This window comes from Streptomyces sp. NPDC001153 (genome assembly GCF_053598315.1).
Window position 1 is genome coordinate 42856 of record NZ_JBSFJZ010000003.1, and the last position, 21562, is coordinate 64417.

The 21562-nt window shown below is 71.0% G+C and carries 21 protein-coding genes and 2 pseudogenes; 7 read left to right on the forward strand and 16 right to left on the reverse strand.

The genetic code is table 11. From position 1 onward, the window contains the following. Positions 1 to 29: 29 nt before the first annotated feature. From ACWDEN_RS03855 to ACWDEN_RS03895, 9 genes and pseudogenes are all read right to left on the reverse strand, one after another. Positions 30 to 944, reverse strand: coding sequence for an RICIN domain-containing protein (locus ACWDEN_RS03855; RefSeq protein ID WP_351610451.1), 915 nt, complete (start codon positions 942 to 944; stop codon positions 30 to 32). Positions 945 to 1196: 252 nt separating this feature from the next. Next, positions 1197 to 2432: an RNA polymerase sigma factor gene (locus ACWDEN_RS03860; protein ID WP_351610452.1), complete on the reverse strand. Its 1236-nt coding sequence runs from the start codon at positions 2430 to 2432 to the stop codon at positions 1197 to 1199. After that, a complete protein-coding gene (locus tag ACWDEN_RS03865) occupies positions 2419 to 2760 on the reverse strand; it encodes a YciI family protein (protein ID WP_351610453.1) in 342 nt (113 codons plus the stop codon). Before ACWDEN_RS03865 ends, ACWDEN_RS03860 begins: the two co-directional genes overlap by 14 nt. A 97-nt stretch (positions 2761 to 2857) precedes the next feature. Next, entirely contained in the window at positions 2858 to 4153 is a 1296-nt protein-coding gene (locus tag ACWDEN_RS03870; protein WP_351610456.1) for an FAD-dependent oxidoreductase, read from the reverse strand. Positions 4154 to 4270: 117 nt separating this feature from the next. Continuing rightward, the gene (locus ACWDEN_RS03875) at positions 4271 to 5287 is read right to left on the reverse strand and encodes a cytochrome c oxidase assembly protein (RefSeq protein ID WP_351610459.1); all 1017 of its coding nucleotides are present in this window, start codon (positions 5285 to 5287) and stop codon (positions 4271 to 4273) included. A 215-nt stretch (positions 5288 to 5502) separates the two neighbouring features. Further along, positions 5503 to 6210, reverse strand: a pseudogene (locus tag ACWDEN_RS03880) (reductase); the annotation flags it as partial. Between the two features lie 230 nt (positions 6211 to 6440). Continuing rightward, a complete protein-coding gene (locus ACWDEN_RS03885; protein WP_351610462.1) occupies positions 6441 to 7097 on the reverse strand; it encodes a lamin tail domain-containing protein in 657 nt (218 codons plus the stop codon). A gap of 327 nt (positions 7098 to 7424) precedes the next feature. Further along, the gene (locus tag ACWDEN_RS03890) at positions 7425 to 9089 is read right to left on the reverse strand and encodes an alkaline phosphatase family protein (RefSeq protein WP_450857051.1); all 1665 of its coding nucleotides are present in this window, start codon (positions 9087 to 9089) and stop codon (positions 7425 to 7427) included. 325 nt (positions 9090 to 9414) lie between these two features. Next, on the reverse strand, positions 9415 to 9963 hold the full coding sequence (locus ACWDEN_RS03895; protein WP_351623282.1) for a YciI family protein: 549 nt from the start codon (positions 9961 to 9963) through the stop codon (positions 9415 to 9417). A gap of 120 nt (positions 9964 to 10083) precedes the next feature. Here ACWDEN_RS03895 and ACWDEN_RS03900 point away from each other — a divergent pair, with 120 nt between their 5' ends. Further along, positions 10084 to 10749 carry a class I SAM-dependent methyltransferase gene (locus ACWDEN_RS03900; RefSeq protein ID WP_351623280.1) on the forward strand — a complete coding sequence of 222 codons (666 nt, stop codon included), beginning with the start codon at positions 10084 to 10086 and terminating at the stop codon, positions 10747 to 10749. Between the two features lie 33 nt (positions 10750 to 10782). Here the strand turns inward: ACWDEN_RS03900 and ACWDEN_RS03905 are convergent, their stop codons facing one another. The 4 genes from ACWDEN_RS03905 to ACWDEN_RS03920 all read right to left on the reverse strand — a co-directional run bounded on the left by ACWDEN_RS03905 (position 10783) and on the right by ACWDEN_RS03920 (position 13940). Beyond that, entirely contained in the window at positions 10783 to 11436 is a 654-nt protein-coding gene (locus ACWDEN_RS03905; protein ID WP_351623278.1) for an HAD family hydrolase, read from the reverse strand. A 111-nt stretch (positions 11437 to 11547) separates the two neighbouring features. Continuing rightward, positions 11548 to 11766: a hypothetical protein gene (locus tag ACWDEN_RS03910; RefSeq protein WP_351623276.1), complete on the reverse strand. Its 219-nt coding sequence runs from the start codon at positions 11764 to 11766 to the stop codon at positions 11548 to 11550. 489 nt (positions 11767 to 12255) lie between these two features. Then, positions 12256 to 12888, reverse strand: coding sequence for a helix-turn-helix transcriptional regulator (locus ACWDEN_RS03915; RefSeq protein ID WP_351623274.1), 633 nt, complete (start codon positions 12886 to 12888; stop codon positions 12256 to 12258). Positions 12889 to 12920: 32 nt separating this feature from the next. Beyond that, positions 12921 to 13940 carry a helix-turn-helix transcriptional regulator gene (locus ACWDEN_RS03920; RefSeq protein WP_351623272.1) on the reverse strand — a complete coding sequence of 340 codons (1020 nt, stop codon included), beginning with the start codon at positions 13938 to 13940 and terminating at the stop codon, positions 12921 to 12923. Between the two features lie 110 nt (positions 13941 to 14050). On the opposite strand from ACWDEN_RS03920, the gene ACWDEN_RS03925 reads away from it, so the two are divergent. After that, positions 14051 to 14551, forward strand: coding sequence for a hypothetical protein (locus ACWDEN_RS03925; protein WP_351623270.1), 501 nt, complete (start codon positions 14051 to 14053; stop codon positions 14549 to 14551). Next, a complete protein-coding gene (locus ACWDEN_RS03930; protein ID WP_450857056.1) occupies positions 14548 to 15840 on the forward strand; it encodes an APC family permease in 1293 nt (430 codons plus the stop codon). The genes ACWDEN_RS03925 and ACWDEN_RS03930 overlap by 4 nt, the downstream gene beginning before the upstream one ends. Positions 15841 to 16007: 167 nt before the next feature. On the opposite strand, the gene htpG is transcribed toward ACWDEN_RS03930, so the two are convergent. Further along, positions 16008 to 17906 carry a molecular chaperone HtpG gene (htpG, locus tag ACWDEN_RS03935; RefSeq protein ID WP_351603983.1) on the reverse strand — a complete coding sequence of 633 codons (1899 nt, stop codon included), beginning with the start codon at positions 17904 to 17906 and terminating at the stop codon, positions 16008 to 16010. Positions 17907 to 18128: 222 nt separating this feature from the next. Here htpG and ACWDEN_RS03940 point away from each other — a divergent pair, with 222 nt between their 5' ends. After that, positions 18129 to 18479, forward strand: coding sequence for a DUF1330 domain-containing protein (locus tag ACWDEN_RS03940; RefSeq protein WP_351603981.1), 351 nt, complete (start codon positions 18129 to 18131; stop codon positions 18477 to 18479). A 291-nt stretch (positions 18480 to 18770) separates the two neighbouring features. After that, positions 18771 to 19391: a TOPRIM nucleotidyl transferase/hydrolase domain-containing protein gene (locus ACWDEN_RS03945; RefSeq protein ID WP_351603979.1), complete on the forward strand. Its 621-nt coding sequence runs from the start codon at positions 18771 to 18773 to the stop codon at positions 19389 to 19391. A 14-nt stretch (positions 19392 to 19405) separates the two neighbouring features. Here the strand turns inward: ACWDEN_RS03945 and ACWDEN_RS03950 are convergent, their stop codons facing one another. Continuing rightward, entirely contained in the window at positions 19406 to 20002 is a 597-nt protein-coding gene (locus ACWDEN_RS03950) for a HEAT repeat domain-containing protein (protein ID WP_351603977.1), read from the reverse strand. Between the two features lie 84 nt (positions 20003 to 20086). Here ACWDEN_RS03950 and ACWDEN_RS03955 point away from each other — a divergent pair. Further along, positions 20087 to 20470 (forward strand): annotated as a pseudogene (locus ACWDEN_RS03955) (RidA family protein); the annotation flags it as partial. Between the two features lie 57 nt (positions 20471 to 20527). On the opposite strand, the gene ACWDEN_RS03960 reads toward ACWDEN_RS03955, so the two are convergent. After that, positions 20528 to 20959: an ester cyclase gene (locus ACWDEN_RS03960; protein WP_450857311.1), complete on the reverse strand. Its 432-nt coding sequence runs from the start codon at positions 20957 to 20959 to the stop codon at positions 20528 to 20530. 110 nt (positions 20960 to 21069) lie between these two features. Between ACWDEN_RS03960 and ACWDEN_RS03965 the strand changes: the two genes are divergently transcribed. Further along, positions 21070 to 21456, forward strand: a complete 387-nt coding sequence (locus ACWDEN_RS03965; RefSeq protein WP_351603975.1) for a barstar family protein — start codon at positions 21070 to 21072, stop codon at positions 21454 to 21456. Positions 21457 to 21562 lie beyond the last annotated feature (106 nt).

Below are 21562 nucleotides of genomic sequence, written 5' to 3' on the forward strand. Positions count from 1 at the left end.
GGGGGGCGTACTCGTCTCTGGGTCCGGCCTCAGCGCGAGGTCAGCTTCCACAGGGGGTCGGCGGTGCCGTTGTCGCCCCACTGGAGGACCTGGGCGCCGGGGGACGTGCTCATCTTGTCGACACCGAGCAGCAGCCCGCTGTTGTAGTCGGCGATCTTGTAGTAGCCGTCACCGGACGGGACGAGCTGCCATAGGTGGTCGGCGGTTCCGTTGTCGCCCCAGACCAGGGCCGTGCCGCCGTCGGCCGTGCTCATGTTCTGGATGCCGAGCAACAGGCCGGTTTCCTGGTTCACGATCTTGTAGAGGCCCGAACCCGCCGCCACCAGGGTCCAGTTCTGGTCGGTGCCGCCGGCCGAGGCCGCCTGGACGACGGGCGCGCCCTGCGCGGTGCCCGCGTTCTGGGTGTCCAGGGCCAGACCGCTGTTCTTGTTGGTGATCTGGTAGCGCCCTGCCAGCGAGGTGGATGTGCCGCTGGCCGTCGTACGGCCCTTGGACGGGATGTACTCCAGCTTCACGTGCACCGTGTTGCCGCGGAAGGCCGACAGAGCGTTGAGGCCGTTGACGGTGACCGCGCAGGAGCCGGTGCAGCCGCCCGCTATCACGCTGATCCGGTCGGCGGAGCTGTTGCGGGAGGCGATGCCGTCGATGCCCGTCCGGGCCGGGGGCGTGGTCACGAGCATGTCGCCGGACATGTCGCCGTACCACTTGTACAGCCAGTACGCACCGTTCGGTGCGCCGCCGGTGTCGGTGAGGGTGTCGCCGAGGGTGCCGTAGTGGTTCCAGAATGCCAGTTCGGCGTCGTGGACGCCCGCGCGCTCGAACTTGGCCATGTAGCCGACGAGCGGTCCGGGCACGCCGACCTCGCTGGTGGTGCCGTACTCCTCGATGGCGATCGGGCGGGGGCTGATGCCGAGGCTCGACTCCAGCGAACGGTACGCGGCCACGTGCGTGGCGATGTCGGCGCTGCCCTGCAGTTCGTGCCAGCAGATGATGTCGGGGACGGTCCCGTGCGAGGAGCAGCGCGGTGCTGCCGGTGATCATCACCGTGGCCGGGGTGTACCGGTCGGCGAGCCGTCCGGTGAGCGGAGTGCGCGGAAGCCCAGCAGTCCGGCCGGACAGCACGACATCGGTCGTCTGCCGCGCCTCCAGCAGGTTCCCGTCTGGGCGCCGACGCCCGCCGGACGACCGTCCTGCGTCTACGGCGCCAGACGGGCCGTGAGCAGCGAGCGTTCGGCCGGGTTGGTGGTGAGGCCAAGGGCCTGTCGGTCGGCCTCGGCGGCTTCCTGGTCGCGGCCGAGGTCGCGCAGGAGTGCGGCCCGGGTGGCGTGGAACAGGTGGTAGCGGCCCAACTGGTCGGCGAGTGCTTCGACTTGGGCCAGTGCGGCGGCCGGCCCGTCGGTGTGGCTGATCACGACGGCACGGTTCAGGCGTACCACCGGCGAGGGATCGACGGCCAGCAACATGTCGTACAGGCGCAGGAGTTGGGGCCAGTCGGTGGCTTTCCAGTCGGGTGCCTCGCAGTGTACGGCGGCGATGGCGGCCTCGATCTGGTACGGGCCCGGCCTGCCGAGCGCGGCGGCCCGCTCGAGGAGGGCGGTGGCGCTGCGGATGCGCCGCCTGTCCCATCGGGTGCGGTCCTGGTCGGGGAGCGGAATCAGCCGTCCCGCGGTGTCCAGGCGGGCGGACCAGCGGGCCGCGTGCAGGCGGATGAGGGCGAGCAGGGCCAGGGGTTCCGGTTCGCGGGGCAGTGAGCCGGCGAGGAGGGCGGCGAGCCATTCGGCGTCGTCGACCAGTTCGCGCCGGACGCCCAGGTCCCCTCCGGTGGTGAAGCAGCCCTCGTTGAGGACGAGGTAGACCACGCGCATGACCTGGGGCAGCCGTGCGGCGCGCTCCTCGGGCTCGGGCGCGCGGTAGGGGATGCCGGCGGTGGCGATCTTCTGCTTGGCCCGGGTGATCCGCTTGGCGAGGGTGGCTTCGGGCACCATGAACGCCCGCGCGATCTCGGCGGTCGTCAAGCCCACGACGGCGCGCAGGGTCAGCGCGACCTGGGCGTCCGGGTCCAGGGCCGGATGGCAGCAGGTGAAGATGAGCCGGAGGCGGTCGTCGGGCTCGCGCTCGGCCGTCTCGGGCAGGGCCTCGATGCGGGCGGCCAGCTGTGGCAGCCGGTCCTGGAAGCGGGCCTCGCGGCGGATACGGTCCAGGGCCCTGTTGCGTGCGCAGGTCAGGAGCCAGGCTCCGGGCCGGCTGGGCGGGCCGGAACTCGGCCAGCGCCGCAGCGCCTCGACGACGGCTTCGCTGACCATCTCCTCGGCCAGGTCGAAGTCGCCCAGGAGGCGGACCAGGCTGGCGGTCAGCCGGCCCGCCTCCTCGCGGAAGACCCGCTCGATCAGCGACCGGGTGTCCCGGGCGCCCGCCGGGTCAGCGCTCGACAATCGGTCGCACCTCCACCTTGCCGTCGGGCACCGGGAAGCTCGCCGCCAGTTCCAGGGCGGCGTCCAGGTCGGGCACCTCGACGACCGCGTACCCGCCGATCGCCTCCTTGGCCTCCAGCAGCGGGCGGTCGATCATGGTGGAGCGGCCCTGCTCGACCACGACCGTCGTCGCGGTGTCGGGCTCGCGGAGTTGCTGGGCGTCGACGATCGTCCCGTCGGCGCGGTGCTTGGCGAACCATTCCACGAGCCGGCCGTAGACCTCGCCGCGCTCCTGGTCGGAGCCCTCTTCCTGCCAGGCGCCACGGGTCAGCAGCAGTACGTACTTCATGGTGTCCTCCTTGGTCGTCCTTGCCTGTCTACTGTCACGACGAACAAGCAGGCGCCGACAGGACAGGGACGTCCCGGCAATGTCGGTCGCGGCCATTTCAAGGGGACACCCCGGCGGCGGTGCCCGTCTCGCCGGGCGGTGCTGCGACGCCCGGCCGTGCCCGGCGGACGGCCGAGCCGGGTGGCCGTTCCTTGAGCGCGCCGTAGCCGATGAAGTACGCGGGCAGCCGGCGCAGCCACCGTGACTCGGCGAGCAGGCGTGCCGTGCGCCGGGCCCTCTTGTCACGTCCGAGGGGTGGCCGGCCCTGCAGGACGGGCGCGATGACGCGGGCGTGGGCCACCCGCTGGAGGGTCTGTGTGGCGACCGTGGTGGGACGGCGGCGGCGCTGCAGGCGGCGTACGTCCCGTGGGCGTACCGTCCCGCGGCGCAGGGGTTCGGTGAGGTAGCGGGCGGCGGCCACGGCGTCCTGGACGGCGAGGTTGATGCCGATGCCGAAGACCGGGGACATCGCGTGCGCGGCGTCACCGATGCACAGCAGGCCGGGGCGGTGCCAGCGACGCAGGCGGTCCAGGCGTACGTCGAGGAGCTTGACCTCGTCCCACGAGCGCAGGGCGTGCACGCGGTCGGCGATCCAGGGGACGGCCGCCGTGAAGTCGGCCAGGAAGCGGTCGAGGCCGGCGGCGCGGCGCCGGCTGTCGGTGCCCTTGGGAATGAGTCCGGCGCACTGCCAGTAGTCGCCGCGGTCGATCATCGCGGTGAGGAAGCGGTCACCGGCGCTGCCGTAGAGCCCTTGCGGGTCGCTGTCCCGGCGCGGCAGCCGGAACCACCAGGCGTCCATCGGGCAGGGGAAGCGGCGCAGGCCCAGTTCCGGGCGGGAACGGGCCAGTGATCCGCGGCCGTCGCAGGCGACGGTGAGCAGGGCGCGCAACTCGCCCGTGCGGCCGTCGGTGGTGCGGTACCGCACTCCGTTCACCCGTCCGGACTCGATCAGGAAGCCGGTCGCTTCCGTGTTCATCCGCAGCTCGAAGGACGGCTCACGCCGGGCCTCGTCCGCGAGCAGGTCCAGCAGGTCCCACTGGGGCACCATCGCCACGTAGTTGTACGGACCGGGCAGGACCGAGAGGTCCCCGACCGTGACCGCCGAGCCGTCGGTTCCGATCGGCAACTGGACGGTGCGGACCCGGCGTTGCGGCAGCTCGGCGAAGCGCTCGGCCAGACCGAGGTCGTCCAGCAGCGCCAGGGTGGAGGGGTGGACGGTGTCGCCCCGGAAGTCCCGGAGGAAGTCGCCGTGCTTCTCCAGCACCGTCACCGGAACACCGGAGCGGGCCAGCAGCAGAGCGAGCACCATGCCGGCGGGGCCGCCTCCCACTACGCAGCACGTGGTCTGTTCCATGGCGGTTCTGCCCTTCACGAGGCCATTAATTCACCATGCGATGAATATTCTACTCCTTCTGCAGACTTCCGGCCCATGACAGAACACTTGAACCATGCACACGTGATCACGCCCGGCTCAGTCCTCCCGGTGCTGGCTCCGGATCCTCGCGGCCACCTCGTTCTGTTCGGTCTCCCACCAGGGGCGTACCCGTTCGGGAGCGGCTTCCTGCCCCTGCACGGGGGCAGGTGCCGTGACGGGAGCGAGTTCCGCGTCCAGGCGGCGGTCGAGGGCGGCGGTCTGGACCCGCTCCGCTCGTGCCCACTGGAACAGGAGCGCCAGCAGGAAGGGCAAGGCGACCAGCTCGGCGATGCTGAGCATCGCGCCGCCGCCGATCTGCTGGTCGCGCTGGACGTCCGGAGACCAGGTCGGTGCGTGGTGCAGGTACCAGGCGCCGGCGATCAGCGTGCTGTGCGTCATCACCACGATCCCCGGGACCGCGTCGACGATCCCGTCCAGGAACACCAGCGCAGCTCGCACCGGGTGGGTGCACCAGGCGGGCAGCGCCTCTTCGTGGGTCAGCACCGGCACGACGAACAGGCTGCCGGCCGCGAGCAGGTGCAGATACATCAGCTCGTGCAGCCAGCCCACGCGCAGGGCGGTCTCGAAGTACGGCGTGAAGTACACCGTCAGCTCGGTGCCGAGCACCAGAGCCGTGCTGACCAGCGGGAACGTCAGCACGCGCACCAGGCGGCCGGTCATGGCCCGGCGCACTCGTCCGGCGGCGCCCTCCGGCAGCGCCTCGACGGCGAGCCGCAGCGGATCGCCGAGGGCCAGGCCCAGGGGGGCGACGAGGTCGAGGAGGATGTTCTGCACGGCGGCGGGCCAGAACAGCACATGGTCGTAGACGGCGAGGGCGGACATCGTGGCCACCACCAGCGCGCCCAGCCCGAGCAGCGCGAACGCGACGACCCGGGCGGGCGGCCAGGGCGCACCGCGCCTGCGCAGCCGCGCGACGCCCCAGCCGTACAGCGCGCCCAGGGCGATGACCACCAACAGCGCGGGAACGTCCAGCTGCCATGTGGACAGCAGACGTCCCGTGGTCAGCTCGGGAAGCTGGCCCGCCGACAGTTCGGTCATCGCGTGACCATCCATGCAGATCGTCCTCCTTCGGCTCGACACGGAAGAACCGGCTCGGATCCGTGACGGGAAGACGCTAGTCCCCCGCGGCTCCGAGGCGGGCATCGGGGTGCTGCACCCGCGGGTGAAATCCGGGGATCGAGCGGGACCGGCGCTCATACGGGCCGGGCTCTCCTCGCACGGGCTGGGTCCGTCCCGTACGGGCCGGGTCAGTACGCGTGCGGGCCGGGTCAGTACACGTCCCGCACGTACCGCTTCTCGGCTCCGAGCTGTTTGACGTACGCCGCCGCCTCCGCCTCGTCCAGGCCGCCGTGGACGGTGGCGATCTCGCGGAGGGCCCGGTCGACGTCCTTGGCCATGCGGGAGGCGTCGTCGCAGACGTAGAAGTGGGCGCCGTCGCGGAGCCAGGCCCACAGCAGGGGCCCGTTCTCGCGCATCCGGTCCTGTACGTAGGCCTTGGTGCGCTGGTCGCGGGAGAAGGCGGTGTCCAGGCGGGCGAGCGTGCCCTCGGCCAGGAACGCGCTCAGCTCCTCCTCGTAGTAGAAGTCCGTCGCGCGGTGCTGTTCGCCGAAGAACAGCCAGTTCGGGGCGCGGTGGCCGCGGGCCCGGCGTTCCTCCAGGAAGCCGATGAACGGCGCGATGCCCGTGCCGGGGCCCACCATCACCGCCGGTGTGGCGGGGTCGGCGGGCGGACGGAAGTGCGGTGCCCGCTGGACCCGGACCGGCACCGGGGCGCCGGGCTCGGCGTCGGCGAGAAAGGGCGAGCAGACGCCCTGGCGTGGCCGGCCGGCCAGGTTCTCGTAGCGGACGACGGAGACGGTCAGCGACACCAGGTGGGGGTCCGTGAGGGGGCTGGAGGATATGGAGTACATGCGGGATTGCAGGCGCCCCAGCAGGTCGGCCCACCCCTGTGCCCCGGCCCGGATCCCGAACTCGGCGCAGTACCTGGCGAACAAGCTGGCGAAACGCTGATTACGGAGGTGTCTCCGCACCTGATCAGCGGGAGTTACACCCGCCGCGCAGGGAGCGGGAGGAGGGTGTGAGCACGATGCCGCCGGTGGCTGGCAGGGGTCCGGCCCCGGTCGGCGAGGAGGCCGCCCGGGGCTGGACCCGCGTAGGTGTGCCGGGAGTGGTGGTGCGCCGGAGGTGCGAGCCGCGGGCCGGCGGGTCAGCGGCGGTGGCTGTCCGCGTGGTCGCCGTGGTGGTGGTCGGCGACGTTGTGGAGGTAGTGGACGCCGCCGTGGAGGTAGTGGTCGACGTCGTGACGGCGGGGACCGGCGCCGTGGTGGCGGAGGCCGGTGTGGTGCCATCCGGCCCCGTCGTGGCGGCCCATGTCCGCGGCGCGGCGGTTCACGTCCTCGGCGCGGCGGTCCATGTCCCCGGCGCGGTGGCTGCGGCCCCAGGAGAAGGCGTCGACGAGGCGGCCGCGGGCGTCGCGCAGGGTCGCGGTGTCGGCGTTGACGTCCCACACGCGCGTACGGCGGTCCTGGTACAGGTCGGTCCTGCTGTCCCGGCCGACCCCGGTGTGGACACGGACGGTGGCACGGCCCGCGAGCCACACGTGATGGAAGGTGTAGGTGCGGCCGTCCCGGTCGGCCAGGGCCCAGCTGTCCAGGTTCATCGCCCGGCGGGAGTCGTTCGTGATGTCCACCCACTGCTTGTTCAGCGAGCGGTTGGCACGGTCCTCCCGGCCCTGCCAGGCGTGCTGTACGCCGCTGATGTGCACCACCGCCCGGTGCATACGGCCCGGTTGGTGACCGGCGGCCGCGGCCGGGAGCGCCATGGCGCCGACCATGGCGGCGGCCACGGCCGCGGCTGCGGTCATACAGCGGACGGAAGAAGAAGCGGACACAGTGTCCCCCTTCGCGAGAATGCGCGGGTAGGCGGCCGGTCGGCCGCACGGCCACACCCTGCAACCCTCGCCCGGCTTTGCGCCGCTCACACACATGGCATTACGGATCCAGCAACAATCCATGACTTTCTCGTGCAATGCCCGTTTACATCCCGAATGACAGATTTTGCCGATGTATCAGCCTTGTGTCTCCTGCCGGGCGAGCCCGGAGCCGGCCCGCCGCTCATGCGGCCACCCGAAAGTGAGTGACGAACGCTGCGCCGACCGGAGCAGCCGCATGAGTGACGTGGGATGCGAAGGTCAACGCACGGGCAGGGCCCGGGTGTGTTCGATGCGGACGGCGTCCAGGTCCCGCGGGTCGAAGCCCAGCAGCCGCAGGATCGTCGGCGCGATCTGGGTGGTGTGCACGGGTCCGGCGACGCGCACGCCGTGCGGGGTGTCGGCGCCCGAGACGACGAGCGGGACATCGAGGTCGTCGGCGTGGGCACCCCCGTGCTCGGCGATCTTGCCCTTGCCGCCGGTGTAGACGACGCCGTACTGGGTGACGCCGACCAGGTCGGGCACGCGGGAGTCGCCCGGCCGGGCGTGGAAGTACCGGGCGGCGTCCGCACCCGCGTACAGGGTCTGCAGACCGCTCGCGGTGAACGGGCGGGCCTTGCCGTCGATGTCGTTGCCCGTGCCGGACTGGGCGAGCAGGTAGGCCTTGGCGAAGTCGGCGGCGGCCTGCGAGCGGTCGGTGAGCCAGATCAGCATGGCGTCGTCGTCCACCGCGTGGGCCACGAGGTCGCCGGAGCCCGGATGGGCGGCCTTCCAGGCCGAGTTGAGGCCGTCGAGCAACGGGCCGTCGTCGATGCGGGTCAGCGCCTTGGGGTCGGTCGGCGACTGTCCGTGCTTGGCGGACAGGATGACGGTGGTGCTGTCGGCGAGGTGCCGGTTGCGGAGTTCGGTGAGGAAGGCGCCGACCTGCCGGTCCACGAAGTCGAGGTTCTTCACCACCAGGGGTCCGGGCACGCCCTTCTGCTGGTAACCGCCCGTCAGACCGTCGGAGGTGGGCAGCTTCTGGGCGGTCGAGACGGACTGGAAGTTCATGCCGAAGACCGCCGGGGTGCCGACCTTGTGGGTACGGCTGTGGTCGTAGCCGTCGATCTCGTTGAGCACGGCCTGTGCCTTGTACCCGTCGTACTGCTCGGTCGCGGCGTTGTCCTTCGTCCAGTCGCCCGCCGCGTAGCCGATGGCCTTGCTGTTGATCTCGGGCGTGAACAGGTCCTGGATGCCCTTGCCGGAGGGGCCGTTGAGGATGTCGTAGGCGGCGTGCTTGTCGGACCACGCGGTGCGCAGGCCGGCCGTGCGGACCACGTCGAAGACGGTGTTCACCCGCAGGTAGGAGTGGGGGTACAGCGGTGTGCAGGTCTTCGGGTCGACCGGAAGCTTCGACGGGTCGATGAGGCGGGCGGGGTCGCCGGTCATCTGCAGGATGCTGCCGGGCAGACCGCTCAGGCCCTGGCCGGCGTCGAGGGAGTCCTGGTTCTTGTCGAGATCCTCGGTCAGGTCGACCTCGGTGCCGGGCTTGGCGCCGGTGCACCGGGTCGTACCGGCCGGCAGGAGGGCGGAGCTGTAGGTGTCGTCGTAGTAGACGCCCGTGGTGCCCGGGTTGCCGCCCGTGAGCTGGCCGACCATGCCGGGGAAGGAGTCGGACGGGTTGGTGGTCGCCGCGTGGGTGTACTGCACGCCGCCGGCGGCGAGCCGGGCGAGCGCCGACTGGGGGTGACGGGCGATGTACCAGGCCAGGTCGGACTGGTGCAGACCGTCGACGGACAGCAGCAGGACATGCCGGGCGGCCGGACGCGGGTGTGCGGAGGCGTGCGCCGGGCCGGGCGCGGCGGCGGCGGTCAGCGCGCCGACCGCGGCCAGCACGGCCGCAGCCGCCGTGACGGAACGCGCGGGGTGGGCCGGACGTCTGGACATGGTTTCTCCTCGGAACTGTGTCGAGCAGGCGAGCGGGTGCGAGTCGTGCACCGACATCCGAGGGGCGGAACATGTACGCAAGCAGACCGTCACATCGCGTTCAGCCCAAGAAACGCATGGGCACGGGCAAAGACTTCCGCCTCCTGACTGGCACTCAGGCGGCCGTCTTCACGTGAGGGAACGGTCCTGCGCCAGGTGTGTCCGACAGGACGACCGCCGAGGTGCGCGGGCGGGAACGGGCGAAGCGGGCGCCGCCCGGGCCGGTCACTCGCCGACGGCGGTCCCAGCCCGGGCGAGCGGTGGTCACCACCTCAGCGACGGTCGATCATTGCCGTCCGCCGAACTGCCAGTCGTGGACCTCGATGCCGGCGTACCGGTCCGCGGTCAGCACGGCGCGTGCCGTCTCCGGGGCCGGTGCCCGGACCAGCGCTGCCGTACCCAGCCAGGTGCTGCCGTCGTCGGACAGCAGTGGCCCGTATGCGATCAGCTCGTCCCGGTCTGTGGGCACGGCGAGGTCGGCGGCCTGTCCCTGGCCGAGGCCGAGCACGAGGTATCGTCGGCCGCCGGTCCGCCCGCCGGGAAAGTCCCACATGGTACGCCCGAGCATGTTGCGCCATCGGCGCAGCAGCACGTCACGGTAGACACCGGCCTGGTAGCCGGGTTCGTCGAAGGCGAATGCGCGGGCGGCGGCGGGATGCGGCAGGTCGACGATGTGCAGGCTGCCGGTGGGCACTTCGCCGTCGCCGGTGAGGGTCGGACCGCGGGCGATCATCTGTTTGTCGAACCGGTCCATGTAGGACCAGTGCGCTTCCAGCAGTTCCCTGCGCAGCGCCAGGGAGCCTGGCCGATCGCGGTGGTAGCAGAAGAATTCCATGCCCGCAGTCTGTCGTTCGTGGGCCGCGGCGGCACAGCGGTTATCGGTGGGAACGATCTCGACGGATCTCGGAATCCTCGACGTGGCGATCGGTCCCAAGGAGCCGTAGGGTCCCGGGACATGAGCAGTGACGCGACCGGCGAGCAGTTGCAGGGGATGGCCAGCACTGCCGGATACGGGGAGGCGGCCGAGGCGTTGGCCGAGCAGTACGAGAGTGTGACCTTCGCCGAGGTGCACCGCGAAGTGCTGCATCTGTTCCCCTCCCGGCCGAGCAGGGTGCTGGACGTCGGGGCGGGCAGCGGGCGTGACGCGGCGGCGCTGGCTGCCCAGGGGCATCGGGTCGTCGCCGCCGAACCCACCACCGAGCTGCGCTCGTTGGGCCGGCGCCTTCATGCCGGCCGGCGGATCGAGTGGACCGATGACGCGCTGCCCGAACTCCCCGGCCTGTTCGCAGCGGGGAGCCGCTTCGACCTGATCCTGCTCACCGCGGTCTGGATGCATCTCGATGAACAGCAGCGCGAGCTCGGGATGGCCCGTCTGGCGGGCCTGCTCGCGACCGGCGGCCGGATCATCCTCTCCCTGCGCCACGGCCCGGTGCCGACGGGCCGCCGCATGTTCCCCATCACCGCGCAGGAGACGATCGACCTCGCCCGCGGGCACGGCCTGGACGTCCTCCACCACGCCCAGCGGGAGGACCCGCATGGCCGCCCGGGCGTGTCCTGGACCTATCTCGGCTTCCGGTTGGACGAGGGACGGTGCCTCGCCGAGGGCATGACCGGGCAGTGACCACGGTCATGGCTCTGCTCGTTCGTCGAGCATTCACTGCTGCTCGGCGATGAGTGCGGGCAGTTTGCGCATGTCGTGGAAGACGGTGGTACCAGGGCCTTCGAGTCGTTCGGGCGGGGTGAGCCCGCCGGCGTATCCGAAGGCACGCATGCCGGCCGCGCGGGCTGCCAGGACGCCGGGCCGGCTGTCCTCGACCACCACGCAGGCGACGGGATCGACCCCCATGTGCCGGGCGGCGTGCAGGAACAGGTCGGGGGCAGGCTTGCCATGGGCGACTTCGGTGGCACTGTAGATGCGGCCCGCGAAACGGTCGTAGAGCCCGGTACGACCGAGCGTGTGGCGCATCTTGTCATGGGAGCCGCTGGAGGCCACGCAGACCGGCAGAGCAATCGCAGCCAGCGCCTCGGGCAGTCCGTCGACGGGGGCGAGTTCGGCGTCCACGGCCTCACGGTGGAGCTGTTCGAACCGCTCCGACCAGACCGTCGCGGTCTTCTCGCCGAGCCGGGCAGCGACCTGCTCGCGGATGGCGGCGTGCGAGCGCCCGATGAAGCGGTCGACGACCTCACCCTCGGTGAGCGGCCAGCCCAACTCCGCTCCGAGGGTGACCTGGACGCGCGCCGCGATCCGCTCACTGTCGACCAGCACGCCGTCGCAGTCGAATATGACGAGCTCAATCGGCTTGATCATCCCGGCAGGATAGAACGTTGCCGATCATGGCGCGACGACGTTTCCAGGGGCGCCGCACGCCCTGCCGGTTCCCGGGGCCGACGATCCCGCGCGATCTGTACCAGTGGTTGTTCACGGACCGTCGGAGGGGTGCGTGGTCCAGGACGGCCCCATGGCACGCTCGCGCGGGCCGCGGCCGAGGGACATCGTGTGGTGATCGTGGTCGCCACGGACGGGCTCATGGACGCCGTGCTCGAGGGCGGAGCGCCGCGGCTGGACGAGCTGCGGGCGAGTGCTGTCGTGCTGGGCGTGCAGCGTGTGGCACCTCTGGGACATGCGGACGGCGGCCACGGTGCGTGGACCTGCTCCTCAGCTACGACGCACGGGGCGGCCACGGCCACCGCGACCCCGTCAGGGTGCACGAGGTCGGCAAGCGTGCCGCCGAGCTCGCCGGTGCCGCGTGTGCTGGAGGCGACCATCCCGCGCGGTCGGGTGGCGCGCCTGGAGAAGCTGGTGCGGGTGCTGGGGATCCCGCTGCGGTTCGACGCGGACGCGGTGCGCACCGCGTACACCTCACGCGCGGCCATCACCCACACCGTGGATGTCCGGCGGTTCGCGGCGCGGAAGCAGGCAGCTCTCGCCGCTCGTCGTTCGCAGGTATCGGGCACGCGCCGGCTTGCTCCGGTGATGAGGGTGCCGGTCCGGATTCCGGCCCCTGTCGGCCTCCTAGCCTCTGCCACCGGCCTTCCAGGCCGGCATGCCCGGCAGGTCCGCCTCCCGTTCGTGGGTGAGCCGGTGTTCTCCCGGGTGTTCACAGGAGGGACGCACAGAAGGGTGCTCCTACTTGGCATAGTTGTAGACGGTCGCCCGGGACACACCCAGCAGGTCGGCGATGGTCTGTGCGGCATCCCGCGAGTCGAAGTAGCCGTCCCGCTGCAACTGCCGTACGAGCGCCTTCTTGTCCTCGCGGCTCAGCGACCGGGGCGTCGCCGCGCGCTCCGCGGCGTGTGCCTCCACCGCCTGACGCAGCTCACGGGCGGTGCGGTCCCGAAGGGTCTCCAGGGGCTGCTCGCGGTGTTCGGTGTCCGTGGCCACCAGGTTGGACAGGGCGAGGGTCACCGGCGACAGCACGGACACGTCCAGGTTCAGGCAGAGAGCCGCGATGTACTCTCCCGCGGCGTTCTTGATGCCGATGGACGTGCTCTTCGCGGGGCGGCCGTCAGGGAACTGGTTGGGGTAGTTCTGAATGACACCGGGGTAGTTGGGGTCCTCGATGCGGGCCAGGCCCAGTTCCGTGGTGGAGTCCCCGACCCGACGGCCGGAGAGGCTGTTCTCGATCGCCCGGATCGCATGCTCGGGATCCCGCAGGTCGTGCAGCACCACCTCGCACAGACCCGGGAACATGCGCCCCAACGCCACGGCGATCTTCTCTGCCTCACGGATGAGGTGCTCGTCAGCCTCCGCCTCTGCCACGGAAAGCCCCCAAGAACAATTGGACCAATTTTCTATCTCTGGATGCCTACTCTAGGTGACGCTTCGTGTGTGTCCAGCGGGTGCCGGTAGGTGTCTGCCAGGGCGCTGATCGTCTGTGTCATCAGCGCCCGCAGTCCGGCGGGCGCCACGACCTCCGCCTCCGCTCCGAGCCGTAGCAGCATGCCGACGGCGTGTTCCGCGGACTCGATGGGGATGACGGCCTGGACCCGTCCGTCGGGCCCCGGCGGCCCGGCGGTGTCCTGGGCGGCACGGGCCACTGCCGGTTCCATGAGGTCGGGCAGCTGCGCCAGGATCCGTGGTGTGAGTCGTACGACCGCTTCGCCCCGGAGCCGACGGGCGTCGAAGTCGGCCAGGTAGGTCTGCCAGTGTGCGGCCAGGTCGAAGTCATGGGGGCGCTCGAAGCCGTCCTGCAGCACCTGGATCCGGAGGATCTGGGAGACGCGGTAGGTACGGATGGCTTCCCGGAGAGCCGCCACCAGGTACCAGCGGCCGGACTTGAGCACCAGCCCGTAGGGGTCCAGTGTCCGGGTCACCTCCTGGGGAGCCTTCCAGCGCCGGTAGCGGAGGCGGATACGGCGCCTGCGCCACACCGCGTCGGTGACGGCGGCCAGGTGCGGGGTCGGGTCGGATGCGGCGTACCAGCCGGAGGGGTCCAGGTGGAACCGCTGCCGTATCTCACCGGTCCGGTCGCGCAGTTCCTCGGGCAGGGCGGCCGCCAGCTTGAGCTGGGCGGTGGCCAGTACGGTCCCGAGCCCGAGGTCCGCGGCGGGCCCGGGCAGTCCGGACAGCCAGAGTGCCTCCGCCTCGTCGCGGGTCAGTCCGGTCAGGCGGGTGCGGAAGCCGTCGAGCAGTCGGTAGCCGCCGTCGTGACCGGGGTCGCCGTAGACCGGGACGCCGGCCGCGGAGAGCGACTCCATGTCCCGGTACACCGTGCGGACGGACACCTCCAGTGCGTCGGCGACCTGCTGGGCGGTCATCCGGCCGCGGGTCTGGAGCAGCAACAGGACGGACAGCAGTCGGCTCGCACGCATGACAGAAGTCTGCCGTACTCCACTGACAGTGGATGTCAGGAAAGCCGGGCTACTTTCCCGGCCGGGCGTGCGCCCCACGTACGGACGGACACGGCAAAGGACATGAGCAGATGAGCAACGCAAGCACCCGCGAGCCCGGTGTCGGGGACTTCGACTTCCTGGTGGGCACCTGGGAGGTGACGAACCGCAGGCTGGTCGCACCGCTGACCGGGAGCGCCGAGTGGGACGAGTTCCCGGCCACCGTGGTCTGTCACGGCACTCTGTTCGGCGGGGCCGCCAACCTCGACGAGATCAGCTTCCCGACCAAGGGCTTCGCCGGCCTGACGCTGCGCCTGTACGACCCCGGCCGCAAGGAGTGGTCGCTGAACTGGGTGAGCAGCCGTACGGGACTGCTGCAACCGCCTGTGGTGGGCCGGTTCGACGCGCACGGCAGGGGCGAGTTCCACGGGGACGACGCCCACGAGGGCACCCCGGTGCGGTGCCGTTTCATCTGGTCGCACATCACGCCGGGGACGGCTCACTGGGAGCAGGCCTTCTCCACCGACGGCGGGCGAAGCTGGGAGACCAACTGGACCATGGACTTCCGCCGGACCGGGGCGGCCTCGGCATGACCAGGGCTCCGGCCCCGGTGGACCTGCCGGCTCGGCCCGCCGGGAGTCTGACCGTGTGGCAGGGGGCGGCGCTGTACGTCGGCGCGGTCCTGGGCACCGGTGTGATCGCCCTTCCCGCGCTGGCCACCCGGGCGGCCGGGCCCGCCTCACTGCTCGCCTGGCTCGGGCTGGTCCTGCTGTCGGTGCCGCTCGCGGCCACGTTCGCCGCGCTGGGTGCCCGGTACCCGGACGGCGGCGGCGTCTCCACCTACGTCCGGCATGCCTTCGGCGCACGGGCGGCGGCGGTGGTCGGCTGGTGCTTCTACTTCGCCGTGCCCGCCGGTGCTCCGGCGGCGGGCATGTTCGCCGGGGCGTACGTCACGACCGCGCTCGGCGGCGGCCGGCGCACGGTGCTGGTCACGGCTGCCGTGCTGCTGGTCCTGGTGGCGGTGGCCAACGGATGCGGTCTGACGGTGTCCGGCCGTCTGCAACTCGCCCTCGCCGTGCTGCTCGTCGCGCTGTTGCTGACGGCGGTGCTGACCGCGCTGCCGCACGCCCGCCTGCGGAACCTGCATCCGTTCGCGCCGCACGGCTGGCCCGCGATCGGCTCGGCCGCGGCGCTGCTGGTGTGGAGCTTCGCGGGCTGGGAGGCCATCACCCACCTCGCCGCGGACTTCCGCCGTCCGGCGCGCGACCTGCCCCGCGCGGCCGGCGTGGCGGTGGCCGTCGTAGGCGTGCTGTACCTCGCGGTCGCCGCCACCAGCGTCCTCGTGCTCGGCCCGGCCGCCGGCACCTCCGACGCCCCGCTGGCCGAACTGCTCGCCCTGGGCATCGGCGGCACGGTCCACGTGCTGGCCGCAGCCGCCGCCGTGCTGCTCACCCTCGGCGCGATGAACGCCTACTTCGCCGGCGCGGCCCGACTGGGCGCCGCCCTCGGTCGCGACGGCGCGCTGCCCGCCTGGCTCGACCGGGGCGGCGGCGTCGGCGAGGTGCCGCGCCGCAGCCTGGCGGTGGTGACGGGACTGTCGGGCCTCGCCCTGGCCGCCACCGCGGTCGCCGACGTGGGCCCACAGCCGCTCGTGCTGCTCACCACCGGGTCGTTCGTGACCGTGTACACACTGGGAACGGCCGCCGCTCTACGGCTCCTGCCCCGGGGCAGCCCGCCGCACCGTTGCGCGCTCCTCGCACTCGTCGCGGTCGCGGCCCTCCTCGTCATGACGGGCCGGTACCTGCTGTGGCCCCTGGTCATCACAGCGAGCGCGCTGTGCTACCTGCGACGGCGACGAGCGGCGGCTCCTCTGACGAGCTGAGCCGATCCGAGACCCTGAGGCGAAGTCAGCTCGTGCAGGCCGGGCTGATGCCGTGGCCGCCGGAACAGAGACGCCCGACGTCCCGGACAGCAGTCCCGCCCAGGTCGAGGGCGCGGCGGCCTGCCCCACTCCCCCGGGACGGGCCGCCGGACTCGGGCGGTGCCGGGTCACAGGACGCGTTGCAGGCGGGCCGCCATCAGCTTGACAAAGCGGGCGGGGTCCTTCGGCGAGCCGCCCTCGGCGAGTACCGCAAGCCCGTGCAGGAGTTCCGCGCTCTCGGTGAGCTCCGTGCGGTCCTCGCGCTCCTTGTACGCCTGGTTGAGACCCTTCACCAGCTGGTGGTCCGGGTTGAGCTCCAGGATCCGCTTGGCGCGGGGCACCTCCTGGCCCATCGCGCGGTACATGTTCTCGAGCGCGGGGGTCAGGTCGTTCGCGTCGGAGACGACACAGGCCGGGGAGACGGTGAGACGGGAGGACAGGCGCACCTCCTTGATGTCCTCGTCCAGTTGCTCCTTCATCCAGCCGAGCAGGCCGGCGTAGTCCTCGGTCTGCTTCTCCCGCTCGCCCTCGGAGGTGTCGTCGTCCTTGGCGTCGAGGTCGATCTGCCCCTTGGCGACGGACCGCAGCTTCTTGCCCTCGTACTCGCCGACGGCGTCGGCCCACACCTCGTCGACGGGGTCGGTGAGCAGCAGCACCTCGATCCCCCGGTCCCGGAAGGCCTCCATGTGCGGGGAGTTCTCGATGCTCTGCCGGGACTCGCCGGTCAGGTAGTAGATGTCGTCCTGGCCGTCCTTCATCCGCTCCACGTAACTCTTCAGCGTGGTCGGCTCGGTGTCGTCGTGCGTGCTCGCGAACGAGGCGAGGGCGAGGATGGCGTCACGGTTGTCCGGGTCCGTGACCAGTCCCTCCTTGAGGACGGTGCCGAACTCCCGCCAGAACGTGGCGTATCGGTCCCCGTCCTTGGCCATCATGTCCTTGACGGTGGACAGGACCTTCTTGGTCAGCCGTCGCCGCATCATCTCGATGTGGCGGTCCTGCTGGAGGATCTCGCGGGACACGTTGAGCGAGAGGTCGGCCGCGTCGACGACGCCCTTGACGAAGCGGAGGTACGGCGGCAGCAGGGCCTCGCAGTCGTCCATGATGAAGACGCGCCTGACGTACAGCTGAACGCCGCGCCGGAAGTCCCGCGTGAACAGGTCGTGGGGAGCGTGCGCGGGGAGGAACAGCAGGGCCTGGAACTCGAAGGTGCCCTCGGCCTGCAGCCGGATCGTCTCCAGCGGGTCGCGCCAGTCGTGCCCGATGTGCTTGTACAGCTCGTGGTACTCGTCGTCGGACACCTCGTCACGCGACCGCGCCCACAGCGCCTTCATCGAGTTCAGCGTCTCGGGTTCGCGCGGCTCGTCGCCCTCGCCCTGCTCCGGGACCATCCGGACGGGCCAGGTGATGAAGTCCGAGTAGCGCTTGACGATCTCCCTGATCTTCCATGGGGAGGTGTAGTCGTGGAGCTGGTTCTCGGGGTCGGCGGGCTTGAGGTGGAGGGTGACCGAGGTGCCCTGCGGCGCGTCGTCGACCGGCTCCAGGGTGTACGTGTCCTCGCCGCGGGATGTCCAGCGGGTGCCCTGGCTCTCGCCGGCGCGCCGGGTGACCAGGGTGACCTCGTCCGCCACCATGAAGCCGGAGTAGAACCCGACGCCGAACTGGCCGATGAGCCCCTCCGCACCGGCGGCGTCCTTGGCCTCCCGCAACTCCTGGAGGAACTGGGCGGTCCCGGAGTTGGCGATGGTGCCGATGAGCTGCCCGACCTCGTCGTACGACATCCCGATGCCGTTGTCCCGAACGGTGAGGGTGCGGGCCTCCTTGTCGATGTCGATCTCGATGTGTAGATCGGACACGTCGGCGTCCAGCGAGTCGTCCCGCAGCTTCTCCAGACGCAGCTTGTCCAGCGCGTCGGAAGCGTTGGAGACGAGCTCACGCAGAAAGACATCCTTGTTGGAGTAGACCGAGTGGATCATCAGCTGCAGCAGCTGACGGGCCTCCACCTGAAACTCGAGCGTTTCAGTCGGCATGGTCGCGCATTCCTCCCAGGTGTTATCGCCAAAACCTGCTGCCAGCCACTGTAAAACACCATGTCAGGGCGGTGGCCGGATACGCGGGCGGTGGCTGGATACAGACCCCGCGGACAGGTGCGGGTCCCGGTCCGCGCCTTGATTACCCGGAAGGTCATCGACCGCGGAACGCACCTGCGGCAAGATCGTGGACAGCATGCAGCCGACCGACGGAGGGACACCATGACCGCCTACGCGATCGCTCACCTGCAGGAAGCCGCTCCGCATCCGGAGATCGCCGAGTACATCGCGCGCGTCACCGCCACCTTCGCACCGTACGGCGGCCGGTTCCTCGTCCACGGCAGCTCGCACGAGGTCAAGGAAGGCGCATGGCCCGGGCATGTCGTCGTGATCGGGTTCCCGTCGATGTCCCGGGCACGCGCCTGGTGGGACTCGGAGGAGTACCAGGCCATCGCGCCCCTGCGCTCCCGGCACATCGAGGGCGACATCATCCTGGTTCCGGGTGTGAGCGAGGACTACGACGCGTCCGACACGGCACGGGCCATGCTGGAGGCGCTCGCGGCCCGCGACTGAGGCCGTGAAGTCCTCGAGTTCGCCCGGCGTCGTCTCAGCACCGCCGTTGCGGTAAGCGCGGGCGACGCCGATCAGAGCGTCGGCGTGGAACTCCGGTATCCCCCGACGCGGCATCGCCGCGCGCGCTTCGTGGCCGGGCAGGCCCACATGGCGCACCGGCCTTCCGGGGACGCGAAGCTGACGGGTGCGGCGATCTCGCGGGCAGCGCGCCGCGGGCCCACTGTGCGGCGCCCGGTCGGCGGCGGGGGAAATTCCCTACCGCGGTGGCCGGCAAGGGCGGAGACTCATCCCATGGCTGACATGAGGTCGTTCCGTGAGGCGGTCACCGCGTGGGCGGCCGGTGGCCCCGGCGACCCCGCGCGCGAGCTGGCCGCGCGGCTGCCAGTCCGGACCGCTGTTCTGCTCGAAGGGCTCAGCGACGTGGCGGCGGTCGAGGCTCTGGCCGCGCGCCGCGACCGCGACCTGGCGGCCGAAGGCGTCTGCGTTCTGTCCATCGGCGGCGCGATGAGCGTGGGGCGCTTCGCCCGCCTCCTCGGTCCACCACCCGGCCTGGGCCTGCGCCTCACCGGACTGTGCGACGCTGCGGAGCGTGGCTATTACGCCCGCGCCTTGGAGGGGTCCGGCTCGGCACGGCACGGGTTCTTCGTCTGCGCGGCGGATCTCGAGGACGAGCTCATCCGTGCGCTGGGCGTGACACGGGTGGAGGAGCTCGTGCGGGCGGAGGGCGAGCTGCGCGCCCTGCAGACCTTCCTGCGCCAGCCCGCGCAACGGAGCCGCACCTCGCACCAGCAGTTGCGGCGCTTCCTCGGCACGAAGAAGGGGCGCAAGATCCACTACGGCCGCGTCCTCGTCGAGGCCCTCGCCCCCGGCCGCGCGCCCGCTCCCCTCCAGGACCTGCTGACCAGTCTCTGACCGCGGGGCGAGGCTCATCCGCCTGCGGAGTCCGCCGGTGGCTTCGCCGGCCCCTGGGGCGTGGAGGGCGGTGTCGCCGGACCGCGTCTGCGCCGTTCGTAGATGGGCCCGCCCGGTGCGTACCAGCCCGCCTTCTTCCGTACCGCGGGACTCGGGTCGTCGGCCTGGGATGCCAACAAGGCGGCAGCGGCGCGTGCGTCGGAGCGGGCGAACCTGCCGACGAGCTCGGCAGCCATGGCCCGGACGTGCGGGTCGGGGTCTGCGGCCAGGTGGTGCAGCGCGGGCGCGAGGACCTGGTCCGCGCCTGGCGCACAGGTGTCGCCCTTGCACCGGTCGCAGGCCAGGGCATGGAACGCGGCGATCCTGACGCGGGCGTCGGAGTCGTCGGCCATGGCGACGAGTTCGCCCATCGAGTCGGTGTCGACCAGGTGGTCGAGTAGCCGGCAGCAGCCCTCCCTGACGGCGGGGTTCCCGTCACGGAGGCCGGCCCGGATGGCGCCCACCGCGTGCTCCCCGCGTCGCAGCAGCTCGCGGTATGCCGCCGTGGTGCGTCGCGGGTCGCCCAGGCATGCAACGAGGGCTGCGCTGTCGGTCCTGACGAATCCGAGCATGGTCTCAATGTCGGCCGGCGCGGCGAATCCGGGCAAAGGGATTTCCGCTCCCGAGAGGGCGGCCATGCGCAGCACAATGCCCGCGTGATCGAAGGCATCCGCACCGACAACGCCCCCTTCGTCCGCTTCCCCGATGGCACCGAGCCGCCCCTGTCCCAGGCCGTCAGGGTCGGCGACTTGGTGTTCACGTCCGGTCAGGGCGCGCTCCACCCCGTCACGCACGAGATACCGGACGGCTTCTCCGCGCAGGTCCGGCAGGTTCTGCACAACCTCGTCGCGGTCGTCGTCGCCGCGGGCAGCAGGAAGGATCAGATCGTCAAGTGCACCTGCTCCCTCGCGGACAGGGCCGACTTCGGGACCTTCAACAAGGTCTACCGCGAGTTCTTCGCGGACTGCCCGCGGCTTCCGGCCCGGACGACGGTCGTCACGCAACTCGTGCGTGACGGCGTGCGCCTCGAGATCGACGGTGTGGCCGCCGTCGTTCGGCAGTCCCGGTCACGAAACACGTGCGGGACGCTGGTTCGCTCACGAGACAACCCCCAGCTGGCGCAGCTGCGCGAAGACGTCGACCACGCCCCAGATCTCAGCGATCCGGCCGCCCTCGAAACGGAAGACGAAGATCTCCCCGTAGGTGACGGACCTGCCGGTCGGCGGCCTCCCCCGGTACTCGCCCCGGTGGGTCCCGGTCACCGTGTTCCTGGCCACGACCTTGTCCCCCTCGGCGATCACATCCTCGACCGTGACGTGAATATCGGGAAACGCGCGAAAGAGCACGGTCCACACCTGCTTGAGCGCCTGCACCCCCGTCATGCCCATCGGTACCGGTGCGTGGAACAGCACGTCCGGCGCCACGAGTTCGTCGATCATCTTCAAGAGGATCTCCAGATCCCCGGCGCCCAGAGCGTCATGAAGACGCGCGGTCGTCGCTTTGTTACGGGTTTCCTCATCGGTTGACATACGACTTCCCTTCAGGCCGGTACGGACATCTGCACCCACAGGACGAACCGGCCGGCCAGGATGTGACACGACCGGGCGCAGTGTGTGACCTGGCGCGTAACCTCTGGGCCGTGACGGTCACTTACGTGCTGGACGGCACGCGGATCAGGACCCTGGAAGACTTCTGGCGCGTCATCGGCGAAGCCGTGAACGGTCCAGGCGGCTACTTCGGCAGCAACCTCGACGCCTTCGCCGACTGCCTCAGTGGTGGCTTCGGCACTCCGGACGACGATGACTTCGTAGTGGAATGGCGAGACCATCAGGTGTCCCGCGAGCATCTCGGCCATCCGGAGACGGCCCGCCAGCTGGAGATCAGGCTGTCGCGCTGCCACCCCACCAACCGGGCGCAGGTGAGTGCCGAACTGGCGGAGGCCCGTCGCGGGCACGGAGCGACCGTCTTCGACTGGCTGACCGAGATCTTCGAACACCGGGCACCGGGCACCCTGCGCCTTCAGTGAGGGCTGCGCGAACCGGCCGGGCGGATATTCCGTTGATCGTCCCGGGGGCGGACCATAGGGTCGCCGGCATGTCTCTGCGCCTTCATATGCGTCAAGCCCTGCGGGA

What these genes read in the sequence shown, in the direction of transcription:
- ACWDEN_RS03865 (WP_351610453.1), bottom strand. Translation starts at nt 2,760, where the DNA reads ATGAAGTACGTACTGCTGCTGACCCGTGGCGCCTGGCAGGAAGAGGGC.
- ACWDEN_RS03870 (WP_351610456.1), bottom strand. Translation starts at nt 4,153, where the DNA reads ATGGAACAGACCACGTGCTGCGTAGTGGGAGGCGGCCCCGCCGGCATG.
- ACWDEN_RS03875 (WP_351610459.1), bottom strand. Translation starts at nt 5,287, where the DNA reads ATGGATGGTCACGCGATGACCGAACTGTCGGCGGGCCAGCTTCCCGAG.
- ACWDEN_RS03885 (WP_351610462.1), bottom strand. Translation starts at nt 7,097, where the DNA reads ATGACCGCAGCCGCGGCCGTGGCCGCCGCCATGGTCGGCGCCATGGCG.
- ACWDEN_RS03890 (WP_450857051.1), bottom strand. Translation starts at nt 9,089, where the DNA reads ATGTCCAGACGTCCGGCCCACCCCGCGCGTTCCGTCACGGCGGCTGCG.
- ACWDEN_RS03895 (WP_351623282.1), bottom strand. Translation starts at nt 9,963, where the DNA reads ATGGAATTCTTCTGCTACCACCGCGATCGGCCAGGCTCCCTGGCGCTG.
- ACWDEN_RS03900 (WP_351623280.1), top strand. Translation starts at nt 10,084, where the DNA reads ATGAGCAGTGACGCGACCGGCGAGCAGTTGCAGGGGATGGCCAGCACT.
- ACWDEN_RS03905 (WP_351623278.1), bottom strand. Translation starts at nt 11,436, where the DNA reads ATGATCAAGCCGATTGAGCTCGTCATATTCGACTGCGACGGCGTGCTG.
- ACWDEN_RS03920 (WP_351623272.1), bottom strand. Translation starts at nt 13,940, where the DNA reads ATGCGTGCGAGCCGACTGCTGTCCGTCCTGTTGCTGCTCCAGACCCGC.
- ACWDEN_RS03925 (WP_351623270.1), top strand. Translation starts at nt 14,051, where the DNA reads ATGAGCAACGCAAGCACCCGCGAGCCCGGTGTCGGGGACTTCGACTTC.
- ACWDEN_RS03930 (WP_450857056.1), top strand. Translation starts at nt 14,548, where the DNA reads ATGACCAGGGCTCCGGCCCCGGTGGACCTGCCGGCTCGGCCCGCCGGG.
- htpG (WP_351603983.1), bottom strand. Translation starts at nt 17,906, where the DNA reads ATGCCGACTGAAACGCTCGAGTTTCAGGTGGAGGCCCGTCAGCTGCTG.
- ACWDEN_RS03940 (WP_351603981.1), top strand. Translation starts at nt 18,129, where the DNA reads ATGACCGCCTACGCGATCGCTCACCTGCAGGAAGCCGCTCCGCATCCG.
- ACWDEN_RS03945 (WP_351603979.1), top strand. Translation starts at nt 18,771, where the DNA reads ATGGCTGACATGAGGTCGTTCCGTGAGGCGGTCACCGCGTGGGCGGCC.
- ACWDEN_RS03950 (WP_351603977.1), bottom strand. Translation starts at nt 20,002, where the DNA reads ATGCTCGGATTCGTCAGGACCGACAGCGCAGCCCTCGTTGCATGCCTG.
- ACWDEN_RS03960 (WP_450857311.1), bottom strand. Translation starts at nt 20,959, where the DNA reads ATGTCAACCGATGAGGAAACCCGTAACAAAGCGACGACCGCGCGTCTT.